Consider the following 22,068-nt stretch of genomic DNA (forward strand, 5'->3'; position numbering starts at 1 on the left):
GGCGCCGCCCGACGGCACGACGCTGGGCCTGTTCTCCAACAACCATGTCATCAATCCGAGCGTGTACAAGAAGATGCCGTTCGACGCGATCAAGGACTTCACGCCCATCAGCGTGATCGGCTCGACGCCGCTGGTCCTTGTGGTCAACCCCAAGGTTCCGGCGAAAAATGTGCAGGAACTCGTTGCCTTGCTCAAGGCCAAGCCAGATTCGCTCAACTATGCCTCGTCGGGCAACGGCACCATTCTCCAGCTCGCCGCGGAAATGTTCCTCGATGAGGCGCATGTCAAGGCGCGCCATGTCCCCTACAAGGGCACCGGACCGATGATGACCGACCTGATCGCGGGCCAGGTGGAGATGGGGGTCGTGGCGCTTAACGCCGTGGCGCCGCACCTGAAGAACGGCACCCTGCGTGCGATCGGCCTGTGCGGCGCCACGCGCTCGCCCGCCGCGCCGGAGATGCCAACCATCGCCGAACAAGGTTTGCCAGACTTCGCGGTCGAGGGCTGGTTTGCCGTGGTGGGTCCGGCAGGGCTTCCGCCGGCCGAGGTCAAGCGCCTCAACACCGTGTTCGTCAAGGCATTCACCAGCCCGGATGTCCTGGAAGCGATGAAGAGGCAGGGCAATACGATCAATCCCGGCACGCCGGAAGCCGCCGCGAAGTTCTTCCAGAGCGAAGCGGCGCGCTATGCGGCACTGGTCAAGAAGGCCAATGTGACCCTGGAGTGAGGTCGGGGTGTGCTGTCGCGGCGGGGCAACCCCTGCCGGCTTTGCCCGCTTCCCGTCGTCTCGCTCCCTGTCGGAAAATGTGCTTGCTGCCGGCCACTACGCCGGTCTGCACGACCCCCGGAGCCGTCGTGGTCGCGTTGACCACGCTTTCCATAAAAAAGGCCGTCGCCATCCTCCATAAGGATCACGTGGAGGATTTAGCTTTTGCGCCGCTGCACGGCGGTCAGTATCCCGCGCAGGATCTCGATGGGGGGAGGCGGGCAGCCAGGCACGGCGACGTCGACGGGGATGACGTTGGCGACGCGACCGCAACTCGCATAGCTCTCGCCGAAGATGCCTCCTGTACAGCCGCAGTCACCCACTGCGACCACGAGTTTCGGCTCTGGCGTCGCGTCATAGGTACGCCGCAAAGCGTCTTCCATGTGGCGCGAAACCGGTCCCGTCACCAGCAGCATGTCAGCATGGCGCGGGCTGGCAACGAATTTGATGCCAAGCCCCTCAATGTTGTAGTAGGGGTTGTTGAGCGCGTGGATTTCCAGCTCGCAGCCGTTGCACGAGCCTGCATCGACCTCCCTGATCGTGAGCGCCTGGCCGAGGATGTCGAGGATGTCCTGGTGGATACGTTGCATCGCGGCGCCGCCATCGCCATCGACGGCCGGGGGCGGCGGCTCCGTGACGATGCCAGTGCGGACGATTTGTTTGAGGATGTGCCACATCAGAGGTCGTGTCCCGAATAGCTGAGGTTGAATGACTTGTTGATCAGCGGAAAGTCCGGAACGATGTTGCCGATGACCGCGTGCTCAAGCACCGGCCAGTTCTGCCAGGAGGGATCATGGCAGTGGCAACGCACGATTCTGCCGTCAGCGCCGGTTTCGAGCGCCACAAGGATTTCGCCGCGCCAGCCCTCCACCCAGCCCGCTCCGATGGCGATCGCGTCCTGCGCCCGGATGCCGGCATGGATCGCGCCGCCGGGCTGTTCCGAGCAGATCGCGCGAACAAGCCGCAGGGATTCAATGGTCTCGTCAAAGCGCATCGCCACGCGTGCGGCGACATCGCCATCGCGGTGCGTGGCCATCGTGACGCCTAACCGGTCATAGGGCGGCCATGGGTGGTCGCAGCGCAGATCCGCCGCTTGCGCGCTGGCGCGTCCGGCGAGCCCCGCGAGGCCAAGCCGGGCGGCAAGTTGTGGCGTTACCCGGCCCGTGGCGCGAAACCGGTCCTGCAGTCCGGCATGCTCGTCGTAGACGCGCCGCAACGCGCGAACTTCGCGCTCGATGCCGTCGCACTGCTTGCGCAGCCGGTCCATCATGGGCGGCGCCGGATCGATCGCGACACCCCCGGGCACCACCGCATCCATCATGAAGCGATGTCCGAAGGCTTCCCCGGACAGCCGCTGCCAATCCTCGCGCAGCCGCGAGAACTGAGCCAGTCCAAAGGCCAGTCCGGCATCGTTGCCCAACGCACCGAGGTCGCCCAGGTGATTGGCCACGCGCTCGCGCTCCAGCATCAGGGCGCGCAGCGAGGCCGCCCTTGCCGGTATTTCGCTCCCCGAGGCGGATTCCAGCGCCATACAGTAGGCCCAGGCATAGGCCACGGTCGAGTCGCCTGAGATGCGGCCCGCGAGCCGGTAAGCCTCATTCGGCGTCAGTTCGGTGAAGCGGCGTTCGATGCCTTTGTGCGTGTAGCCGAGGAGGGCTTCAAGGCGCAGCACCTTTTCGCCGACCACGGAGAAGCGGAAGTGGCCGGGTTCGATGATGCCGGCATGTACCGGGCCGACGGCTATCTCATGCACCCCATCGCCATCGACACGTACGAAGGCGTAGTCCGCGGGCAGCCTGCCCGCGGCGGCCAGCGGTTGCGGCCCATGTCGCAGGGGGAATGACCCGGGCGCCCACAGGCCATGGTTGAGCCACGGGCGCTCATCGTAGCTGCCTTGCACCCGGATGCCCGAGAGGCTGGCCATGGCGCGCTGCATCCGCCCGGCACACGGGAAGATGCCGGCCAGGTCCGGAACCCCCTGCGCCGGGCCGCCGAGCCGCAGTTCGAGCCAGACCAGTCCCGCGGGTACGGCGTACGCGGCGCATGCCGCCAACGTCCCGCCCGCCGCGCTGCGATCGGTGCCCCACACGGAGATCAGGCGCCCGCCCGTGTCCGCGACTGTGCGCGCTGCCGCGCTCCACGCATCGGGACTGGCGAGCCCGTGCCATACCGGCAGCGGTGCCGGGAGGCGATGCAGGTCGAGTCCGAGTTCAGGCAGGTCCATGTGCTCAACTCCCCAGCATCGCGGCCGCCTGGCGGTACCACGCATCCAGATACGGCGGGATATAGAGGCCCAGCATCAAGCCGAGTATGAGGTGCAAGAACACCGGGACCAGCGCCGGCGGGTGCGGCAGGGGCGTCAGCGTGGTCTCGCCGAAGACCATCGGTTGCACGCGGCTGAACACTGACGCAAAGGCCAGGCCGAGCGCGACCAGCAGGAAAGGCGTGGCCCAGGGTTGTTCCCGCATCGCGGTCGTCACGATCAGGAACTCGCTGGCGAACACGCCGAACGGCGGCATGCCCAGAATGGCCAGTACGCCTAGCATCATGCCCCAACCGACCGTGGGGCTGACCCGGACCAGCCCGCGGATCTCGTCCATGGCCTGCGTTCCCGCTTGCTGGGCCGCATGGCCGACGGCGAAGAAGATCGCGGACTTGACCAGCGAATGCACCGTCATGTGCAGCAGTCCGGCGAAGCTGGCAATCGGGCCGCCCATGCCGAAAGCGAAGGTCATCATGCCCATATGCTCGATGGAGGAGTAGGCGAACATGCGCTTGACGTCCCGCTGGCGGATGAGGAGCAAGACCGCCGCCACTACGGAAACCAGGCCGAACCCCATCATCAGGTGGCCGGTGAGATGGTTGTTCAGCGCGCCGTCCGTCAACACCTTGCAGCGCAGGATGGCGTAGAGCGCCACATTGAGCAGCAGGCCGGACAGCACGGCGGACACCGGGGTCGGTCCCTCGGCATGCGCGTCCGGCAGCCAGTTGTGCACGGGAACCAGACCGACCTTGGTGCCATAGCCGATGAACAGGAAGGCAAATGCCAGGGTGATGATATTCGGGTCCAGCCGGCCCTTGACCGCATCGAGGTTGGTCCACAGCAGCGCGCCGCCCTCGGGGCCAATGACCTGCTCGGCCGCCATGTAGAGCAGCACCGTGCCAAAGAGCGCCTGGGCGATACCCACGCCGCACAGGATGAAGTACTTCCAGGCCGCCTCGAGGCTGGCCGCGGTCCGGTAGACGCTGACCAGCAGGACCGTGGTCAGCGTGGCAGCTTCCATTGCCACCCATACGATGCCCATGTTGTTGGTGGTCAGCGCCAGCAGCATGGTAAAGGTGAATAGCTGGTACATGCTGTGGTACAGGCGCAGCCGCGGCGGCGTCATCTTGCCGTGGTCGCGCTCCACGCGCATGTAGGGCCGCGAGAAGATGGACGTGGTCAGGCCCACGAACGCGGTCAGCGTAACGAGAAACACGTTCAGGGCGTCTATGTAGAACGCACGATCCCACGCGAGCGTGGGACCGTCGTCGATAATCCGGCCGGTGAGCAGGCAGGCCGCGACGAAGGTGCCCAGGCTGAACACGACGTTGACGTCGCGCGCATGATCGCGATGACCGACCAGCGCCAGCACCATCCCGCCGGCCAGCGGGGTTGCAAGCAGGAAGGCTAGCGCGATCAACTCAGTCCTCCTTCAGCTTCTCTAGGTGGCGGATGTCCAGACTGTCGAACTGCTCGCGGATCTGGAACATGAACACGCCCAGGATCAGCACGCCGATCAGCACGTCCAGCGCGATGCCTAGCTCGACCACCATCGGCATGCCGTAGGTCGCCGAGGTCGCGGCAAAGAACAGTCCATTCTCCATGGCCAGGAAGCCGATGACCTGCGGTATCGCCTTCGACCGGGTGATCATCATCAGGAACGAAAGCAGTATGCAGGCCAGCGCGATTCCGAGCGTGCCGCTGGCCAGCTTCACCGACAGCCGCGAGATCGGCATGGCCAGGTTGAACGCGAAGATCACCACCAGAATGCCGATCACCATGATGGTCGGGATATTGATCAGCGTCTCCACGTCCCAGCGGATATCAAGCCGGGCAATGATCCGGTGCAGGAGATAGGGGATCAGCAGCACCTTGAGCGCGAATGTCACGCCGGCCGACAGGTACAGGTCTGGCTGCCGGGTCACGTAGCCGACCACGGCTGTCGCCAGCGCCAGGGTGGCGCCCTGCAGCGTGAACAGGTGGATCAGCGTCAGGATGCGGCGCTGCGAGATCATCCCGAAGGCCAGGATCAGCAGCACCGCGCCGAGCAGGTTGACGAACTGGGTCAGCAGGGCGCTCATGTCAGCGGGCAAGCAGCAGATGCACCAGCATGCCGATCACCGCCAGCAAGAAGGCGGTAGCCAGGAATTCCGGGACGCGGAAGATGCGCATCTTGGCGCTCGCCGTCTCCAGCGCGGCAAGCAGGATGCCGCCCACCATGAGTTTGGCCAGCAGCGCCGGCAGCGCCAGCAGCATGGACGATGGCGCCTGGGCCTCGGCGATGCCCCAGGGGAAGAACAGCGCGAGTCCGATGCACGAGTAGGCGAACAGCTTCAGGCTCGCAGCCCACTCGATGAGTGCGAGGTGGCGGCCCGAATATTCCAGGATGAGCGCCTCATGGATCATCGTCAGTTCCAGATGCGTGGCGGGGTTGTCTACCGGCACGCGTGCGTTCTCCGCCAGCGACACCATGGTGAACGCAACGCCGGAAAAGGCCAGCCCGGGGTAGATCGCCAGTTGGCGATGGGCGAGTGTCTCGACGATGGTAGTGAGCGATGTCGATTTGGAAACCAGCGAGGCCGAGAACAGCACCATCAGCAATGCCGGCTCGGCAAGAAACCCGATCAGCATCTCGCGTCGCGCCCCCAGGGTGCCGAAGGCAGTGCCGATGTCCATCGCCGCCAGCGAAATGAAAACCCGTGCCAGCGCGAACAGGCCGACCAGCGCGATCGCATCGGCCGCGGGCGCCAGTGGGAGGTCCGTCGACAGGGTTGGGATGATCGCGCATGCCAGCGCCATGCAGCCGAACAGCACATAGGGCGTGACGCGGAACAGCGGCGATGCGTTGTCTGCCACCACCGATTCCTTGTTGAACAGTTTGTGCAGCGTGCGATATGGCTGCCAGAGGCTGGGCGCGGATTTGTTCTGCAACCAGGCGCGGCATTGATTGACCCAGCCCGTCAGAAGCGGCGCCAGGGCGATCGATATCACGATCTCGATCGACTGTGACAGCAAGCCGGTGACTGTCATGGAGACCTCATCGCATCACCGCCAGCAGCGTGGCAATCAGCGTCAGGAAGCTATACAGCAGATACACGGAGATGCGCCCCTGCTGCATCAAGCCGGCCAGCCGCGCCAGGTACGAGGCCAGATCGACAGCGGGCAGGTATAGCCAGTGCCAGAAGCGGTCCTCAACGGTCACGCGGTAGCGCGGCCGTTCGTCGAAGGGCGTCGGCAGTTCGCGCTCCATCAGGAAAAAGGGTTCGAAGATCTGCCGGATAGGCTGGCCGAATCCCTCTGCGGTGTCCTGCATGCGCGCGGTGCCCCAGGGAAACCCGCAGGCCCACGGCGGGCCGCGGCGCAACCGGCCGTGGTACAGCCAGCGCACGAGCACATAGGCCAGGCCAAAGCTGGCCAGGATGCCGAGCAGGAAGATCACCGGCCCATAACTGGCCTGGTCCCGGCTGGTCGGCGCCAGCAGCCAGCCGCTTGCCGCTACCCGGGCACCCAGGCCGGCGGTGACCAGTTGTCGTGTCACCGGGTCGATCAGCTGGATGAACTGCGTCGGCAACAGGCCAAGCGCCACGCAGCCAAGGGCCAGCCACGCCATGCCCCCGCATTCCCAGGGGCCGGCGTCATGCGAGTGGGTAAGCTTGTGCTCGCGCGGCTGGCCAAGAAAGATCACGCCGAAGAACTTGACCATCGTATAGCCGGCCAGCGCCGCCACCAGCGCGATCAGCGCGGCGACCACCGGAATCAGCATGGTCAGCAGCGGTACCGGCAAGCCTGGCGTGAACAGGAAGCTCTGCAGCAGCAGCCACTCCGACACGAAACCGCCGAGCGGAGGCAGGCCTGCGCTGGCCAGCACCCCCAGCAATGTGAGCCAGCCAACCCGGGGCATGTACCGTATCAATCCGCCCAGTTTGCCCAGGCTTCGCTCGGCGGTCGCATGCAGCACGCTGCCCGTGCCGAGAAAAAGCAGGCTCTTGAAGAGGGCATGGCTTGCGACGTGATAGAGCGTCGCGGTCAGGGCTAGTGCCGCCATCGGCCTCATGTCGTAAGCCGAAAAGATCAGGGTCAGGCCCATGGCGACGAACAGCAGGCCCATGTTTTCGATCGACGAGTAGGCCAGCAAGCGCTTCATGTCGGTCTGCACCGCGGCGAAGACCACGCCGAACAGGGCGGTCGCCAGGCCGATGGCCAGAAGCAGCGCACCCCACCACCACAGGCGCATGGACAGCAGATTGAAGGACACGCGCAACAGCCCGTAGATGGCTGTATTGAGCATGACGCCGCTCATCATCGCGGAGACCGGCGAGGGCGCTGCCGGATGTGCCTCCGGCAGCCAGACATGCAAGGGCAGTATGCCGGCCTTGGCGCCGAAGCCGAACACGGCAAGCAGGAAGGCAACCGATGCCCAGAAGGGCGTCAGAGCCTGGTCGCGCATGTTGGCGAAGGTGTAGTCACCGGTGTTGGCCTGCAGCACACCGAAGCAGAGCAGAATCGCGATCGCGCCGATCCGCGCCATCGTGATGTAGATGTAGCCGGCGCTGCGCACCTCCGGCATGCGGTGATTCGCGGTCACCAGGAAGAATGACGACAGCGCCATGGTCTCCCACATCACCATGAACGAATAGGCATCGTCAGCCAGGACGACACCGGCCATGCTGGCCAGGAACAGGTGATATTCCAGGCAAAGCAAGCCTGGCGGCGTGCCCTCGCCCTTGCGGAAATACCCGGCCGCGAACATGGAGATGCCCGCGGTCGCGCCGCCGATGACCATCAAGAAGTAAGCGGAGAGGCTGTCGAGCCGGACGTGGAAGGGCAGCGACGGCAGCCCGATACCCAGTACTGCGACCTCCGGCGTGCCGGGTACCGCGGCGAGCGCGAGGCCGGAAAGCGCCAGTCCAAGCAACCCACCGAGAGGGAAGAGAACGCGAGACACCAGGGGCAGCCGCTGCAGCGCGAGGACGCCCGCGGCCCCTACCAGCAACCAGGCTCCCACGACAATAAGCACCCAGTCGATATGGAGCCATTGCGCGGCCGGGGGCAGGCTGCTCATGGCCTAGCCCTTGCGGCGTGCGGTGCGCCGTTTGGCGGGCGGCGCGTCAGACTGCGCCTGCGCTTGTGGCACCGTCTCGTCGGCGGCAGGCTCGACATTGCCCGCGTTCAATCCGCTGGGCACGTACTGGACCCCATGCTGAGCGAGGTACTCGCGGATGAGCTGGCGCACCACCTGCGATGCCGTCAGATCCTGTTGCGCGCAAAGGCGCTCGAAAGCGGCCTTCTTGTTTGGATCGATGAGCAGCGTCAGCCGAGCAGTCTTGATCTCCATGGAGCCTCAACGTGCCAATACGATGGTCAGATGCAACACATCCTGCATGAATGTCTGCTGCCAGGCGGTGCTCGGCACTGCCACCGGGCACTGCCGGTGAATCGGCAGCAACGGTCGCCATATGCTTATTACAACCTAGCATACGGGATGAAGATTGCATATGCCAGGAACCATAATTCAATGCGCCATACGTGTAATTACTATGTTAATGCAATTAACATAAGCCACGCAGGCATCAAAGCGCGTGAGGCATTTGCGCGAATGGGCTGGCGAAGCCACCATGGAGCAGCTTGTGGAGCCGGTGGAGGATTGGGATGCTTGACAGGGGGGGGCATGGACATGCGGTGCTGCGTCCTTGCGCCACCAAGGCCTCTTCCCGAACCCGGCTAGCTGGCGCCGGCATCGCCCATGGCGACGGATCGCAGGCTCGTCCTGAGTCCAATACGGCGCAATAGTGTCTGAATGGCGGCCGTGGCGACGTCATCCGTGTCTTGTATGTCCTCAAGCACCGCTTGAAGTACCGCCTGAATCCGCAAGGCCAGCGCTTCGGCAAGCCTTGCCGCGGTGGCGCGTAACGGACAAGAACCACCGCGCGCGTAGAGCGTGACATCTCTAAGCAGTGCATCACCCCGATAGATGGCCACCAGCACCTTCGGCTGGAAACTGCCGTCGACGAGCGCCTTTGCGCGCGGAGTGACGCGATAACTAACCGCCGGCTTGTGCATGGATCTCTCCCGATTGTTGCAAGGGCCTGACGGCGGCCGCGGCATTCCGTGGCGGCAGGAAGCATTGCCTTCCGGTCGGCACCTCGCAGGGAGGGCTGGCATCCCGGTGCCCTTGCGCGGACCTTTGCCGGATGCAACCTCGAAGTGGAACTGCGGATTGATGCTGGTAGTCCGCGACGCGGACATCGGTCACTCGCGGTCCTTCCTGGCCGGAAGCGTGGTACCGACTTGGGGCCGCGTGGCGTAAGCCACGCCATGCTGCTCAAGATAGTCGCGGATCAACTGGCGCACCACCTGTGACGGCGTCTGATCCTGCGCCGCGCACAGCGATTCAAAGGCCTTCTTCTTCACGGGGTCGATCAACACGGTGAAACGGGCGGTCTTGGATTCCATGCGCTCTCGAATAGTGTTGTATGATAATAGCGTTATCATTATATACAACTTGACGATGTTCCGGCATGCCAGCCGGCCTTGTTCGGCCTATGGCGGCAAGCCAGAGGGCGTGACGTTTGCAAGTTACTTAGGGGCCGCTTCTTAACTGAGGGCGATGTGGTAAACGCGACAATTGAAATGACCAACCGCATGGGCTTGCAAGGCCGGGGCTCAGCGCGGCTAACCTTTACCGCTGCTCAGTTCGAATCCGAGATCCTGCTTGTCAGTAATGACTGCACAGCGAATGCCAAGAATGTGATGGAGGTGATGCGGCTCTCGGCGCGGGCGGGGACCGAGGTGCATATTCAGGCCACCGGACCGGATGAGGTTGCTGCCGTGAAAGTCATTGCCGCCCTGCTGACCGAGTGACGAATTGAATACCACGCCCGATCGAGCCCCCCAGATGGACCCCACGCGCACGTCCTTTGAAGCCTACTTGAAGTTTCTGTCCGAAGCGCCCAACGACGGCACGCCGACAGTGTTGGAAACCTCGCTTGCGCTTTCACTGCATTTCGACGCGCTGGCAACGCAAAGCGTCATGTCGCGGCGTGATCCCGACAAGCTTGTTCTTGGCTACACACGGACGATGATGGCGTTCTTACTGTTGCAGCCGGCGCCCGCGAGGATTTCGATGATCGGCCTCGGCGGGGGATCATTGCTCAAGTACTGCTATCGGCATCTGCCGGATGCCAAGGTTGTCGCCATCGAAATCGATCCGGCGGTGATTGCCCTGCGCGATACGTTTCACATTCCGCCCGACGACGAACGGCTCGAGGTGGTTTGCGCGGATGGCGCCGAATATGTCAAGAGTCAGGGCGCGCGGCCGGAGGTCATCCTGGTGGATGGCTTTCTCGCCCATGGCATGCCAACACAGCTGGGCAGCGCGGACTTCTACGCGGCGTGCCACGCGAGGCTCGCCGACGATGGAGTATTGGTCGCCAACTTCATCGACAGCGATGCCGATATTCCGTTCTATATGGAAGAAATTCGTTCAGTGTTCGGCGACTCCTTTTCCATTTCTCCATCTGAGGACAGTTGCAACTACGCGCTGTTCGCCTGGAAGGGCGCGCAGGCACTTCCCTCGCTGGACGAATTGCTGATGCGTGCGAGCGCTCTGGAAACCACGCATCCGCTGAATCTGCGCTCGGCCGCGCGTCGCCTGAAACAGGGCAAACGGCTGGCGGCGGATCACAACTTCTGGCAAAAGCTCGCGGGCTGACGCGTTCGCCGGCCGATGCTGGATAGACACGGTCTGAACTAAAGGTAACGCTCACCGATGCGACCATGCCGATTCCATACTTGCGCAGACTGACCGGGAGGGAACGCAGTCCGGAGGCCGACCGGCAACTGGCACGCTATCTTGCGTTTGTGGCAGGCGCCACCAACGCAGGCGGATTCCTGGCGGTGCAGCAATACACCTCCCATATGTCGGGCATAGTGTCCGCCATGGCCGACAATCTGGCGCTCGGCAGCATCGGGCTCATCCTGGACGGCCTGGGTGCCTTGTTATCGTTTCTGGCGGGGGCGGCCTGCTCTGCGATTTTGATCAACTGGGGGCGGCGCGAGCGCCTGCACAGCGAATTCGCGCTGCCGTTGATGCTTGAATCCGTGTTGCTGGTGTGTTTCGGTCTGCTGGGCAGCAATCTCGAACGCCACGAATGGCTGTTCGTCCCGGCGACGGTCATGGTGCTTTGTTTCATCATGGGGTTGCAGAATGCCATGATCACAAAGCTCTCGAAGGCCGAGATCCGCACCACGCACATAACGGGTATGGTCACCGACATCGGCATTGAACTGGGTAAGCTGTTCTACTGGAACCTGGCCAGGGCCAATTCCGCCAAGCCAGTCGTGCTGGCCGACCGGAGAAAACTGCGGGTGCTCGTTACGCTGGTCGCGCTGTTCTTTGCCGGCGGTGTAGTCGGGGCGGTAGGGTTCAGGCATGTTGGGTTCAGTGTCACCCTGCCACTGGCCACATTGCTGCTCGCACTTGGTGCCGTACCTGTCATGGATGATGTGCGAAGCCACATGCTGCGCTCGGACTTCCTCCCGCGGCTGGCCGCCCGCGCGCGCGCATGGGCACGGGAGGTCAAGCGCGACGTCCACGCGGTGTGGCTCGCTGCGCGCGATCCCCGCACGCCCTGGTATGCGAAGGCGCTGGCCATGCTGGTCGCCGCCTATGCGTTGTCTCCGATCGACCTGATTCCGGACTTCATCCCGATTCTTGGCTATCTGGACGATGTGGTGCTGGTGCCCCTCGGCGTGTTGCTGGTGGTCCGGATGATCCCGCTTGAAGTGATGGAAGAGCATCGGGCCGCTGCCGCGCTCGCTGCGGAGCGTCCCGGCAGCCGCGTCGCGGTCGCCGTGATTGTTGCGCTCTGGCTTTCCGCGGCTGCGGCGGCAGTGGCCTGGCTGATGCGGCTGGGCATTTGATGCGCGCGCCGCCGGCCGCCAGGTCAATCGCAGGCAGGTGGGCAGGCCAATGAAGCGGGGCGCTCAAATGGGGGACGCTCAAATGACTCGAGTGACTGAAATGACCAGTCAAAAAATCAGATTCTTTCGATCACGGATTCCCTCATTCGAATGCACACCTGGCTGCCATGACTGCTGTGGGCCGGTGATGGCGTCGACGGAGGAGATGTCGAGGCTTCCCGTAAAAAGCGATGCCGAGCACGAAGCTGCGCTTGAAAACCTAAGCTGCCCCCATCTTGGCAGCAAGGGTTGCCAGGTTTATGCCGAGCGCCCGCTGATCTGCCGCCTGTTTGGCACGACCCCCCGGCTGGCCTGCCCGAATGGAAACCGGCCGGAGGTGATGGTCGATCCTGATATAGATCGCGGGATTCAACGCTTTTTCGTTGAAACACGTCATGTATTAGTCTGAGGGAGGTCTTGACGAGCGCGGCCGGGATCTCTGTAGCGCTGAATATGGACGTCTCGCATGATGTGGGCCCACTTCGGCGTATCCGTGCTGACCACCGCCACCAACTCCCCGGGCGCCGAACCCACCGGCTGGAGCCGCGTCGTCACTAACCGCTGCCACACCTCAGGCAACTTCGAGATGCGGAGGGTCTCGGGCGGCAGTCGGGCCTGGAACTCGCGCGGGGCACACGTCAGGAGGAAGAAGGCTGGAGGTAGCTGGTCCAGCATATATTTCAGCTGCCTGCCCTGAGGGGAAAATCCCTGATTCTTTATGACCTGCCTGTATTCTTCAATTTTTTAAAGATTAGTGCGTCATGAGTTGTTGGGTGAATATCTAATTGCAAATAAGCTCATGAGGTGCATCGGAGCCAATATACAGATTGTCGATCGGAGCGCAACCAGAGTTTGGCTGATTTGCCGCATCCCTACTTGTTACGTAAGGGCAAATCATGACTTTAATCCCGGTGAGTACCTCCCGGAATCCGCTGCAGGCAACCGCGCTATATCTCGTTCTCCCATCCTGGACCCAGACGCCGGCTTGAGCGGGGCTATTGTGCTCAAGAATTTTGTAGTTAACCTTGCACACGACAGATTGTTGAGGCACGTTCAAACCCTGACTCGGTTGGGTCACGTGACTAACACTGCCTGGAGGATTACTCGGCCTGGCCCAAATGATAATGGTCTGGGTTGTGGCCGAGACATTTGGTGCCATCCCGCCACAAGAATCCATATATTTGTTTCCGGCATAATCTACTATTCTTCCTGCTGTGCTGAAACTATTTTCTCCGGAAAAAGATGGGCGATTCGCGCATCCCGTCGAGGTAAATATTATTACGGTGCAGAAGAAAAGTTGAGGGTAAAATCTTTTCATGATGTGAATATCCTATAACAGGATTATAGGCGACAGTGAAAAGAAGGGATCCAATAAGGAATGTTTCAGGAAAAATTCCAGAGATTTTTCATATTTTTGCCGCAGATTGATCATAGGCGAAGACGCCATCAAGGACCAGATCGACATCCGCTACATCTTCGAACTACGGAGGGTTCATGGGTGGGGAGTCTGTGAATCAAAAGGCCGCAGACGCTCGCCGCCGACTCGATTAGTTCGCCTTCGACCTCCGGCCTCTGGCCAGGCGCCACGCTTATTTATCCTCGCGCGGTCCGCCGTGCGGCGTTAGGTATACACGTGCAAAGGGGCTTGATGAGCCGGAGTGATCGAAAGGACCGTTCCCGTACGCGCTGTGTAGGACCAAGGTCCAATTGAATCATAGTGTCTGTATGACACTATGTAGTTGCAGTGAATAGGAGTAGTGCAAACCCGTGATGCGGACGCGCTAACTTGGGGGCAGCGGAACTGCCATTCGAGCCAGGGTTTCATCGGCATGCTGCGCGGCATGGAAACCCCTTGCACCGGATGACTCTCGTACCGGCGTCCGTGCTTTGTGCGATTTGATATGGAGTCGCTAACATGAAATATCCCTTAATCGCGTTGGCCATTGCGGTCTCCGGGTGCGCCACCCCGCCGCCGCCGCCGTCAGACGTTCGTCCCGTCGGACAAAGTCAGCTTGCCCCCAAGGCGGCCGCTCAATGCATCGCGTCTAAATGGGCGAACAGCTCTGGCCAGGTGGTCTACATGCAGTACATGCTCGCTAACGACCAGGCATTCGATGTCTACGTTCCAGGCCAGCAACCGCCAAGCGGCACGGCCGCCATCGTACGCCAAGGCGCGAGTGGGTCCGGTTCATCGGTGGGTTTCCGCGGCACCGACAGCAATGCGGCTAGCGCCATCAGCCAGTGCCCGTAGGCCTGAGAGCCGCCGTTACTCCCGCGCCAACGCAACAACGCTCATCGGGGCATGAATCGTCGCATGGTAATTCAGTCAGCGACTGCCTTGTGCCGGTCCGGGGCGCTCCACGAGCGTGCATCGTAGTGCCAACGCAGGCATGTGATGCCGGGCCGCGCCTCGTCGGCGCACGATACCCGCACTGGTAGCGCGGCGCCCGGTCTTTGATGCGACCTGCCCGTAGCCACTTTCTATGCCGGGGGTGCGTTCGCCACGTCGGTTAGCACCGCGTCCAGGGTGTCGGCCAGCAGGTCGGCATGCGCCTGCGTGAACACCATGGGAGGACGGATCTTCAGAATGTTGGCATGTTCCCCGGTGGCGCCGACCAGCACATGGCGGCGCCGCAGGCCGTTGACGATGCGGGCGGTTTGCGCTGTCGCTGGCTGCCCGGCATCGCCACCGTTCGCAAATTCCACTGCGACGAACAGGCCGGCCCCGCGGATGTCGCAAATCAGCGGGTGCCGTGCCGCAACGCCGGCCAGCCGCTCGCGCAGGTGCGCGCCAACGCGCCGTACCTGCGCCGTGAGATTCGTTTGCTCAATCACGTCCAGCACCGCCATGCCGGCCGCGACCGAGACCGGGTTGCCGCCGAAGGTATTGAAATAGCGGCACTCGCGGCCAAACGCCTCCAGCACCTCGGGGCGCACAGCCAGCCCGGCGAGCGGGTGGCCGTTGCCCATTGGCTTGCCCATGGTAACGATGTCGGGTACCACGCCGTGCCGCTGGAATCCCCAGAACGCGTCGCCGGTGCGGCCCAGGCCAGGCTGCACCTCATCGGCAATGAACACGCCGCCGGCCGCGCGGATGACGGCGACCGCGTCTTTCAGGAAGCCGGGGGGATCGGTGAAGATGCCGTCGCTGGAGAACACGGTGTCGACCAGCAGCGCGGCCGGGCGGATGCCGTGCGCGCGCAGGTCGTCGATGGCGTGCCGCACGCCCTCGGCGAATACGGCGCCAAGTTGCGCCGGCGGGACGCGGTAGCTGTCCGGAGCCGGCACGGTGCGCACGCTGTCGCCGAGCTTCACGTAGCGCCCGAGCGAAGGCGACGCCTCGGCAATGGATGCGGTGACGCCGTGATAGGCAAAGCGCGTGATGATCAGACCTTGCGCGCCGGTGTGGGCGCGGGCGATGCGCATTGCCAGGTCGTTGGCCTCGCTGCCGGTGCACGTGAGCATGGCATGGCCAAGTGCATCCGGCATGGTGCCCAGCAGGCGCTCCGCGTAATCCAGGATGCCTTCATGGAGGTAGCGCGTGTGCGTGTTCAGCTGGGCTGCCTGACGGGCGATGGCTTCCACCACTTGCGGATGGCAATGGCCGACCGATGCGACGTTGTTATACGCGTCGAGGTAGCGCTCTCCTCCGGCGTCGTAAAGCCACGCGCCTTCGCCGCGCACGATGTGCAGCGGCTCCTCATAGAAGAGGCGGTACGCCGGCCCGAGCACGCGGGCACGCCGCTCGGCCAGTTCGGGAACGGAAGGGGTCATCGTATTCCTTGGTGTCGTGGTCACGCCAGCCCGCAAGCTCGTCGCAGGACGTTGCGTGCCTGTTCGGTGGGAATGGCGTCGCAGGCGGCCAGCCGGTCCCAGGAGACCGCATTGTTGCGCAGCAGGTAAGGGGCGTTCTCCGGATGCCGCGCGGCGCGCCAGCCGCTGATGGCCACCACCATCACCAGCCGGGCTTGCACCAGGTCGAACAGCACATCGATCTCATCGGCTTCCAGCGGCAGCACCGCGTGATAGGCGGCGACGAAATCCGCCAGCGTGGCCATCGTATCGCCGGCGGGATCCACCTGATAGGCGGCGGCCACGGCCAGGTCGTCGATCAGCGGCGCATGGACCATGTCGCCAAAGTCGAGCACGCCCGCAATGCGCGTATGGTCTTGCGGGTCGACCAGGACGTTATAGATATTGAAGTCGTTGTGGATCGGCTGGGCGCGCAGGCGCGGCAGCCGGGGCTGTACGTTGGTGGCGAAACGATCCAGCGCGCGTGTCGCCAGCTCGCGGCGCGCTCTGTCCGGGACGCAGTCGAGCAAGCTCCGCACACTGTCGGCGCGCTGGATATCCCACGGCAGCTCAAGCTCGCCGGCGGGATGGCGGAAGCCGCGCAGCGCCAGGTCGAGCCGTGCCAGCGTGCGCGCCAGTTGCCGCGCCTGCGCCTGCGAGCGTTGCGCTTTTGGCAGCGGCACGCCCGGCAGGTAGCTGAACAGCCGCACCACGCGCGCGTCGCCGCCGGGAGGCTGCGCGATCAGTGAAGGCTGTCCCGTCAGGGTCGGCACAATACGCTGCACCGGGAGCGTGGGATCGGTCGCTGAAATATGCAGCAACGCCTGCGTCTGGAAGTCCGCTACCAGCGGCAATTCGGCGGGATGGGAGACCTTGAGCATATAGCTTGCCGCCAGGGTTTCCAGCAGGAAGTTCTGGTCGCGCTCGCCGGTTAGCGGGGAGAGCCGGCCCGCCAGCCCGTACTGCCGCGCCAGCAAGTCTATGGCCCACGCCAGCGGGACGTCAGGCGTGCCTTCGCTCAGCACATCCCCCTCTTGGGAGCCGGCGGTCAGCGCCGCATTTGCCGGCCCATTCATGCTGCGCTCGCGAAGCCGCGCAGCGCGCTGGAGAGATTGGGTCCGAGGTCGTCGGAGAGATAGCCGCCTTCCTGCACCAGCACGGTCGGCAGGCCAAGCCGGGCGATTTCCGCAGTGATGAGGGCAAAGCCGGGCGTGGTGACGGCGAGTGCCTGATACGGGTCTCGCTCGTGGGCGTCCAGTCCCAGTGCCACCACCAGCGCGCCGGGTGCGAAGGCGCGGATGCTCTGGCACACGTCGCGCAGGGCCGCCAGATAGGCCTCGTCGCCGGTGCCGCGGGCCAGCGGCCGGTTGATGTTGTAACCCAGCCCTTCCGCCTCGCCGCGCTCATGCGCATGGCCGGTGAAGAAGGGCGTGAACAGCATCGGATCGCCATGCAGCGACACCGTCAGCACATCGTTGCGGCGATAGAAGATCCCCTGCGTGCCGTTGCCGTGATGCATGTCGATATCGAGGATCGCGACGCGTTCATGATGGCGACGCAGGTGCTGCGCGGCGATGGCGGTGTTGTTCAGGTAGCAAAAGCCGTTGGCGCGGTCCGCATAGGCATGGTGGCCCGGCGGGCGGCACAGCGCGTAGGCGGCACGTTCGCCGTCTGCTACCAGCTGCGCGGCGTGGGTGGCCACGTCGGCCGAGCCGACCGCCGCGCGCCAGGTGTTGGGCCCGATGGAGCAGGCAGCGTCGCCCATATGGAAGCCCGCCTGGCCGACCACGCTGTCGGGATAGGTGCAGGGCTGTCCGGGGAACGGATGGATGTTGGGTAGCACCTCTTCAGAGGCATCGGGCAGCAACTGCCAGCGGTCGTATGCGGTTTCCAGGAAGCGCAGGTACTCCGGCGTGTGGATCGCGGCGCGCGGGCCCGGACCGTGAGCGGCGGGGGCGATCACGTCGTGGCCGTCGGCGCGCACCGCGGCCAGCAGGCGCAGGGCACGTTCTGGCTGCTCGTTGCTACGCTTCATCTTGCCGCGCACCATGAACGCGTGCGGGTCGTGGTCGAGATGCTGATCGCTGTAGACGACTTTCATAGGGCGTACTCCATCGGAGGCGCCTCGGTGGCGCCTTGTTTCTGCATGAACACCGCCCGGACATGCACCCAGGCGTCTTCGATATGGAAGCGCACCGCGGCTTGCGCGGCGGCTTCGTCGCGCCGGGAGATCGCTTCGGCAATGGGGCGGTGGGTCTCCGCCACGGCCTTCGGGTCGTGGTAGACGCTGTCGATCAACGCCACGATCATGCGGATTTCCGTCTGCATCTGTGAGAACATCCGATGCAGGTAGGCATTGCCGGACAGCTCGCAAATGGCCGTGTGGAAGGCCAGGTCGCGCGCCACCCGCTCGATCTGCGGCAAAGAGTCGGCCTCCAGCACCATGCGCTCGACCATTGCCAGGAGCTGCTTCAGGCCGGCCTCGGGCGCTTGCTTGCACGCCAGCGACGCCGCCATCAGTTCCAGGTTCAGCCTTACCTGGAACAGGTCGTCGATTTCGCGCACAGTCACCGTGCGGACGGCAAAGCCGTGGCGCGGCCGCGAGATCAGCACGCCTTGCCGCTCCAGCCGCCGGGCCGCCTCGCGCACCGGTGCGCGGCTGACATTCATGCGGCGGGCGATGTCCGCCTCGACGATACGGCTGCCGGGGGGCAGCCGCCCTTCGACGATGGCCTGGGTGAGCTGGGCCTCTACCGCCGCCACAAGGTCGGAAACCTCGATCGAGGCAAACGGAGAGGAGGGCGAGGTGTCTTTGAATATGGAATCCGACATGGGCTTAGTCCTTGGGGCGGGCCACGACCGGCTGCCCTGATGGCACCGGCCGCCCGCGCAATGCGAGGTAGCCGCCCGACAGCATGATCAGCACGATGCCAGCCAGCGCGATGCCGTTGGGCGGGCGCTGGAAGACAAAGGTACTGATCAGCACGGCGAGCAGCAATTGAAAGTAATTGAGCGGCGCGAGCGTGGAGGCGGCTACACGCCGGAAGGCGGCGAGCAGCAGGAGCTGGGCCAGCCCGCTGCAGGCGCCGCCGGCCATCATCAGCATGATATCGGGCGCGGACGGCATGACCTCAGGCAGCGTCACCAGCGCGGGTACGCCGGTCACCACCAGGCAGATCAGCGCGGTCCAGGCGTAGAGTACCGGCCCGGCGACCACGCCGGCCAGCCGGCGCGTCAGCAGCTGGAAGGCCGCGTAGCACACGGCCGATACCATCATCAGCACCGTACCCACGAAGGGCAGGTCACCGCCTGGCCGCACAATCAGCAGCATACCGCCAAAGCCGGCCAGCACGGCAGCCCACTGCGCGCGTCCCACCCGCTCGCCCAGCACCGCCGGCGACAGCGCCACCATGATCAGCGGCGCGGTGAAGTAGATCGCCGTTGCCTCGGCCAGCGGCATGTACACCAGCGCGGCCATGAAGCAACTGGCCACGATCCCGAGCGCCAGCCCGCGCACCAGTAACAGCCACTTGCAGGGCGTGCGCCACAGCTTCAGGTCGCCTTTGCGCACCAGCCACACCAGCGCGATGACGCTCACCGACACGTATCGGGTGAGGTTCATCATGGGCGCCGAGTGGTCGCGCAGCATCCACTTGCAGAAGGCGTCATAGCTGGCAAACGCCACCAGCGCGCAGAAAAACAGCAGGATACCGTCGCGGCGCGCGCTTGCCGTGGTAAGCCGTAGCGATGGATTGGCGGGGCCGGTCATCAGGCCGCAGCCTTGTCGCTGGCCGGGAGCTCATGCTCCAGCGCCATCATGGCGTTCTCGAAACGCGCGAACAGTTCATCGATCTGTGTCTCGGTGATGATCAGCGGCGGGCAGAACGCGATGGTGTCGCCCATGGCGCGCACGATCAGGCCTTGCTCCTGCGCCAGCTGGGCCAGGCGTGGGCCAGTCTTCAGCGCAGGGTCGAAGCTGCGCCGCGCCGCCGGATCCGCCGCCAGTTCGATCGCGCCCAGCAGCCCGACCCCGCGCACCTCGCCCACCAGCGGACGTCCGGCGTATGCGCGCAGCGCTTGCTGGAAGCGGGGCGCGACTGCGTTCACGTGGTCGAGGATGTTGTCGTCCTCATAGACCCGCAGTGTTTCCAGCGCCACTGCCGTGGTGACCGGATGACCCGAGTAAGTGAATCCATGGCCGAAGGTGCCAATCTTGCCGCTGTTGGCGGCTATCGCCGCGTGCACCATCTCCGATACCATCACCGCCGAAATCGGCATGTAGCCGGAGGACAGCGCCTTGGCACAGGTGAGAATGTCCGGCCGCATGCCGTAGGCGGTGGAGCCGAACATCGCGCCGGTCCGCCCAAAGCCGCAGATCACCTCGTCGGCGATCAGAAGGATGTCATGGCGGCGCAGCACGGCCTGGATTTCGGCGAAGTAGGTGGCCGGCGGCACGATCACGCCGCCCGCGCCCATCACCGGCTCCGCGATAAAGGCGCCGATGGTATCCGGGCCTTCCGCCTGGATCAGCGCTTCCAGCTCCCGGGCGAGGCGGCTGGCAAACGCCGCTTCGCTCTCGCCTGGTGCGCCGTAGCGGTAGTGATGCGGGCAGCCGGCGCGCAGGATGCGGTCGATGGGCAGGTCGAAATCGCGGTGATTGGCTTGCAGGCCGCTCAGGCTCGCCGCCGCCACGGTGACACCGTGATAGGCGTTGGTGCGCGCGATGATCTTCTTCTTGTCCGGCTTGCCGATGGCGTTGTGGTAGTACCAGACCAGCTTGACTGCGGTGTCGTTGGCCTCCGAGCCGGAGTTGGCGAAGAACACCTTGGACATTGGCACCGGGGCCATCGCGACCAGTTTCTGGGCCAGCATGATGGCTGCCGGGTTGGAGCGGTGGTTGAAGGTGTGATAGCAGGGCAGCGTGCGCATGGCCTGCACGCCAGCCTCGATCACGCGCGCATGGCTGAACCCGAGGGAGCTGCACCACAGGCCCGACATCCCCTCCAGGTAGCGCTTGCCCTGGTCATCCTCCACATAGATGCCGTCGCCCTTCGTGATGACGAGCGGGCCGACGCCAGGGTGAGTGGCCAGGTTGGTAAAGGGGTGCAGATGGGCCGCGATATCGTCGGCTGCAAGGGCGGCGTGCGAGGGCAAGGCGACGGTCATGTCAGGTCACGTCCTGTTGTCGTTGTCTGGTGTGCTGGAGGGGAGGGCAGCGGCATGGCAAGGCCTGGCTCAGCAAGATCAGTATCCCCGCGCCGGATCGACTGCCACCGCGGGTCGCTGCCCACGGCGCAGTTGAGCCAGATTATCCAGCGTCTGGCGCGCGATCGTAGCCGAATCGGTGCGAGCCGCCACATGCGGCGTGACCACGATGCGCGGATGCCGCCAGAACGGATGCTCCGCCGGCAGGGGCTCGTGCTGGAAGGCGTCCAGCGTGGCCGCGCCCAGCGTGCCTTCGTCCAGCGCGCGCAGCAGGTCTGCCTCGACGAGATGGCTGCCGCGGCCCACGTTGATCAGATGCGCGCCGCGAGGCAGGCGGGCGAACAGGCCGGCGCACAAGAATCCCTGCGTCTGCGCGGTAAGCGGCAGCAGGCAAACCAATGCGTCGCAGCCTGCCAGGAAGGCATCCAGGCCGTCCTGCCCGTGGAACGCTTCGACACCCTCGGGCAAGTCAGTCTTGGGGCTACGGCTCCAGCCGCGCACCGAATAGCCCACCGCCTGCAGTGCGCGGGCGCTGGCAACGCCCAGCGTGCCAAGCCCTGCAATGCCCACGCGGTGCCGCGACGGCGCCACGATTGGCTGCTCCTGCCATTGCCTGGCTGCCGCGCTGGCCAGATAGGCGCCCATGCTGCGCTGGTGCTGGATCACGGCCCATGTCACGTAGGCCGTCATGCTGCCGGCCATCGCGGTATCCACGATGCGGCACACGGTTGGCCCGGACGGCAGGTCCGGGTCGCTGCGCAGATGGTCGATGCCTGCGCCCAGCGACTGCACCAGGCGCAGCTTCGGCATGGCGGCCAGCAACCCGGGCGGGGGCACCCAGCAGACCGCGGCATCGATCTCGTCGAGCGCACCCAGGTCGGGCCCCATACGCAGGTCCAGCCCGGGCGCCGCCGCGCGGAAGGCGGGAACCAGGTAGCGCATGTCGAGCACGCTGCTAAGCAGTGCCACGCAGGGCGGCTTGCCGGCCGTCATGTCCTTCATGTCCGATGTCGCCGCTGAATCTTCGAGGCCGGTGCGCGTCATGCGTAGCCTCCGACCGCCTGCAGGCGGGCCGGCGCCC

At 64.5% G+C, this 22,068-nt stretch carries 21 protein-coding genes and 1 pseudogene; 6 read left to right on the top strand and 16 right to left on the bottom strand.

Features of this window, described 5'->3' with window-relative positions:
* A pseudogene (locus tag CF70_RS11690) lies at positions 1-727 on the top strand (tripartite tricarboxylate transporter substrate-binding protein); the annotation flags it as partial.
* Between the two features lie 197 nt (positions 728-924).
* Here CF70_RS11690 and CF70_RS11695 read toward each other — a convergent pair.
* The 9 genes from CF70_RS11695 to CF70_RS11735 all read right to left on the bottom strand — a co-directional run bounded on the left by CF70_RS11695 (position 925) and on the right by CF70_RS11735 (position 9,482).
* Positions 925-1,443, bottom strand: a complete 519-nt coding sequence (locus CF70_RS11695) for an NADH-quinone oxidoreductase subunit B family protein (protein ID WP_035864387.1) — start codon at positions 1,441-1,443, stop codon at positions 925-927.
* A complete protein-coding gene (locus CF70_RS11700; protein WP_035864389.1) occupies positions 1,443-2,990 on the bottom strand; it encodes an NADH-quinone oxidoreductase subunit C in 1,548 nt (515 codons plus the stop codon). The genes CF70_RS11695 and CF70_RS11700 overlap by 1 nt, the downstream gene beginning before the upstream one ends.
* 4 nt (positions 2,991-2,994) lie before the next feature.
* Positions 2,995-4,449: a hydrogenase 4 subunit F gene (locus CF70_RS11705; protein ID WP_035864391.1), complete on the bottom strand. Its 1,455-nt coding sequence runs from the start codon at positions 4,447-4,449 to the stop codon at positions 2,995-2,997.
* Between the two features lies 1 nt (position 4,450).
* On the bottom strand, positions 4,451-5,110 hold the full coding sequence (locus tag CF70_RS11710) for a formate hydrogenlyase (RefSeq protein ID WP_035864394.1): 660 nt from the start codon (positions 5,108-5,110) through the stop codon (positions 4,451-4,453).
* Between the two features lies 1 nt (position 5,111).
* Positions 5,112-6,059 (bottom strand): respiratory chain complex I subunit 1 family protein, encoded by a 948-nt coding sequence (locus CF70_RS11715; protein ID WP_035864396.1) that lies wholly within the window; start codon positions 6,057-6,059, stop codon positions 5,112-5,114.
* Positions 6,060-6,066: 7 nt separating this feature from the next.
* Positions 6,067-8,091 (bottom strand): hydrogenase 4 subunit B, encoded by a 2,025-nt coding sequence (gene hyfB, locus CF70_RS11720; protein ID WP_035864399.1) that lies wholly within the window; start codon positions 8,089-8,091, stop codon positions 6,067-6,069.
* Positions 8,092-8,094: 3 nt separating this feature from the next.
* Positions 8,095-8,364: a ribbon-helix-helix protein, CopG family gene (locus CF70_RS38945; protein ID WP_035864401.1), complete on the bottom strand. Its 270-nt coding sequence runs from the start codon at positions 8,362-8,364 to the stop codon at positions 8,095-8,097.
* 386 nt (positions 8,365-8,750) lie between these two features.
* Positions 8,751-9,089 (bottom strand): hypothetical protein, encoded by a 339-nt coding sequence (locus tag CF70_RS11730; RefSeq protein ID WP_035864404.1) that lies wholly within the window; start codon positions 9,087-9,089, stop codon positions 8,751-8,753.
* Between the two features lie 189 nt (positions 9,090-9,278).
* Positions 9,279-9,482: a CopG family transcriptional regulator gene (locus CF70_RS11735; RefSeq protein WP_035864406.1), complete on the bottom strand. Its 204-nt coding sequence runs from the start codon at positions 9,480-9,482 to the stop codon at positions 9,279-9,281.
* A gap of 156 nt (positions 9,483-9,638) precedes the next feature.
* On the opposite strand from CF70_RS11735, the gene CF70_RS11740 reads away from it, so the two are divergent.
* From CF70_RS11740 to CF70_RS11760, 5 genes are all read left to right on the top strand, one after another.
* The gene (locus tag CF70_RS11740; protein ID WP_255350657.1) at positions 9,639-9,890 is read left to right on the top strand and encodes an HPr family phosphocarrier protein; all 252 of its coding nucleotides are present in this window, start codon (positions 9,639-9,641) and stop codon (positions 9,888-9,890) included.
* Between the two features lie 34 nt (positions 9,891-9,924).
* Positions 9,925-10,740: a fused MFS/spermidine synthase gene (locus tag CF70_RS11745; protein WP_035864410.1), complete on the top strand. Its 816-nt coding sequence runs from the start codon at positions 9,925-9,927 to the stop codon at positions 10,738-10,740.
* Between the two features lie 65 nt (positions 10,741-10,805).
* Positions 10,806-11,951, top strand: coding sequence for a DUF1275 domain-containing transporter (locus tag CF70_RS11750; RefSeq protein WP_035864413.1), 1,146 nt, complete (start codon positions 10,806-10,808; stop codon positions 11,949-11,951).
* 100 nt (positions 11,952-12,051) lie between these two features.
* Entirely contained in the window at positions 12,052-12,399 is a 348-nt protein-coding gene (locus CF70_RS34805) for a YkgJ family cysteine cluster protein (RefSeq protein ID WP_081862140.1), read from the top strand.
* Between the two features lie 1,506 nt (positions 12,400-13,905).
* Complete coding sequence (locus tag CF70_RS11760) at positions 13,906-14,241, top strand: hypothetical protein (protein WP_035864417.1); 336 nt, start codon at positions 13,906-13,908, stop codon at positions 14,239-14,241.
* 230 nt (positions 14,242-14,471) lie between these two features.
* Here CF70_RS11760 and CF70_RS11765 read toward each other — a convergent pair whose 3' ends face one another.
* The 7 genes from CF70_RS11765 to CF70_RS37705 all read right to left on the bottom strand — a co-directional run bounded on the left by CF70_RS11765 (position 14,472) and on the right by CF70_RS37705 (position 22,031).
* Complete coding sequence (locus CF70_RS11765; protein WP_035864419.1) at positions 14,472-15,764, bottom strand: aspartate aminotransferase family protein; 1,293 nt, start codon at positions 15,762-15,764, stop codon at positions 14,472-14,474.
* 20 nt (positions 15,765-15,784) lie between these two features.
* Positions 15,785-16,858, bottom strand: coding sequence for a phosphotransferase (locus tag CF70_RS11770; RefSeq protein WP_051648284.1), 1,074 nt, complete (start codon positions 16,856-16,858; stop codon positions 15,785-15,787).
* Positions 16,855-17,883 carry a histone deacetylase family protein gene (locus CF70_RS11775; RefSeq protein ID WP_035864421.1) on the bottom strand — a complete coding sequence of 343 codons (1,029 nt, stop codon included), beginning with the start codon at positions 17,881-17,883 and terminating at the stop codon, positions 16,855-16,857. Before CF70_RS11775 ends, CF70_RS11770 begins: the two co-directional genes overlap by 4 nt.
* Entirely contained in the window at positions 17,880-18,614 is a 735-nt protein-coding gene (locus CF70_RS11780) for a GntR family transcriptional regulator (RefSeq protein WP_035864423.1), read from the bottom strand. Before CF70_RS11780 ends, CF70_RS11775 begins: the two co-directional genes overlap by 4 nt.
* 4 nt (positions 18,615-18,618) lie before the next feature.
* The gene (locus tag CF70_RS11785; RefSeq protein ID WP_035864426.1) at positions 18,619-19,551 is read right to left on the bottom strand and encodes a DMT family transporter; all 933 of its coding nucleotides are present in this window, start codon (positions 19,549-19,551) and stop codon (positions 18,619-18,621) included.
* Positions 19,551-20,948, bottom strand: coding sequence for an aspartate aminotransferase family protein (locus tag CF70_RS11790; RefSeq protein ID WP_051648285.1), 1,398 nt, complete (start codon positions 20,946-20,948; stop codon positions 19,551-19,553). The genes CF70_RS11785 and CF70_RS11790 overlap by 1 nt, the downstream gene beginning before the upstream one ends.
* Before the next feature lie 78 nt (positions 20,949-21,026).
* Positions 21,027-22,031, bottom strand: coding sequence for a 2-hydroxyacid dehydrogenase (locus tag CF70_RS37705; RefSeq protein ID WP_235185005.1), 1,005 nt, complete (start codon positions 22,029-22,031; stop codon positions 21,027-21,029).
* Positions 22,032-22,068: the final 37 nt, after the last annotated feature.

This window comes from Cupriavidus sp. SK-3, from assembly GCF_000611145.1.
Taxonomy (GTDB): domain Bacteria; phylum Pseudomonadota; class Gammaproteobacteria; order Burkholderiales; family Burkholderiaceae; genus Cupriavidus.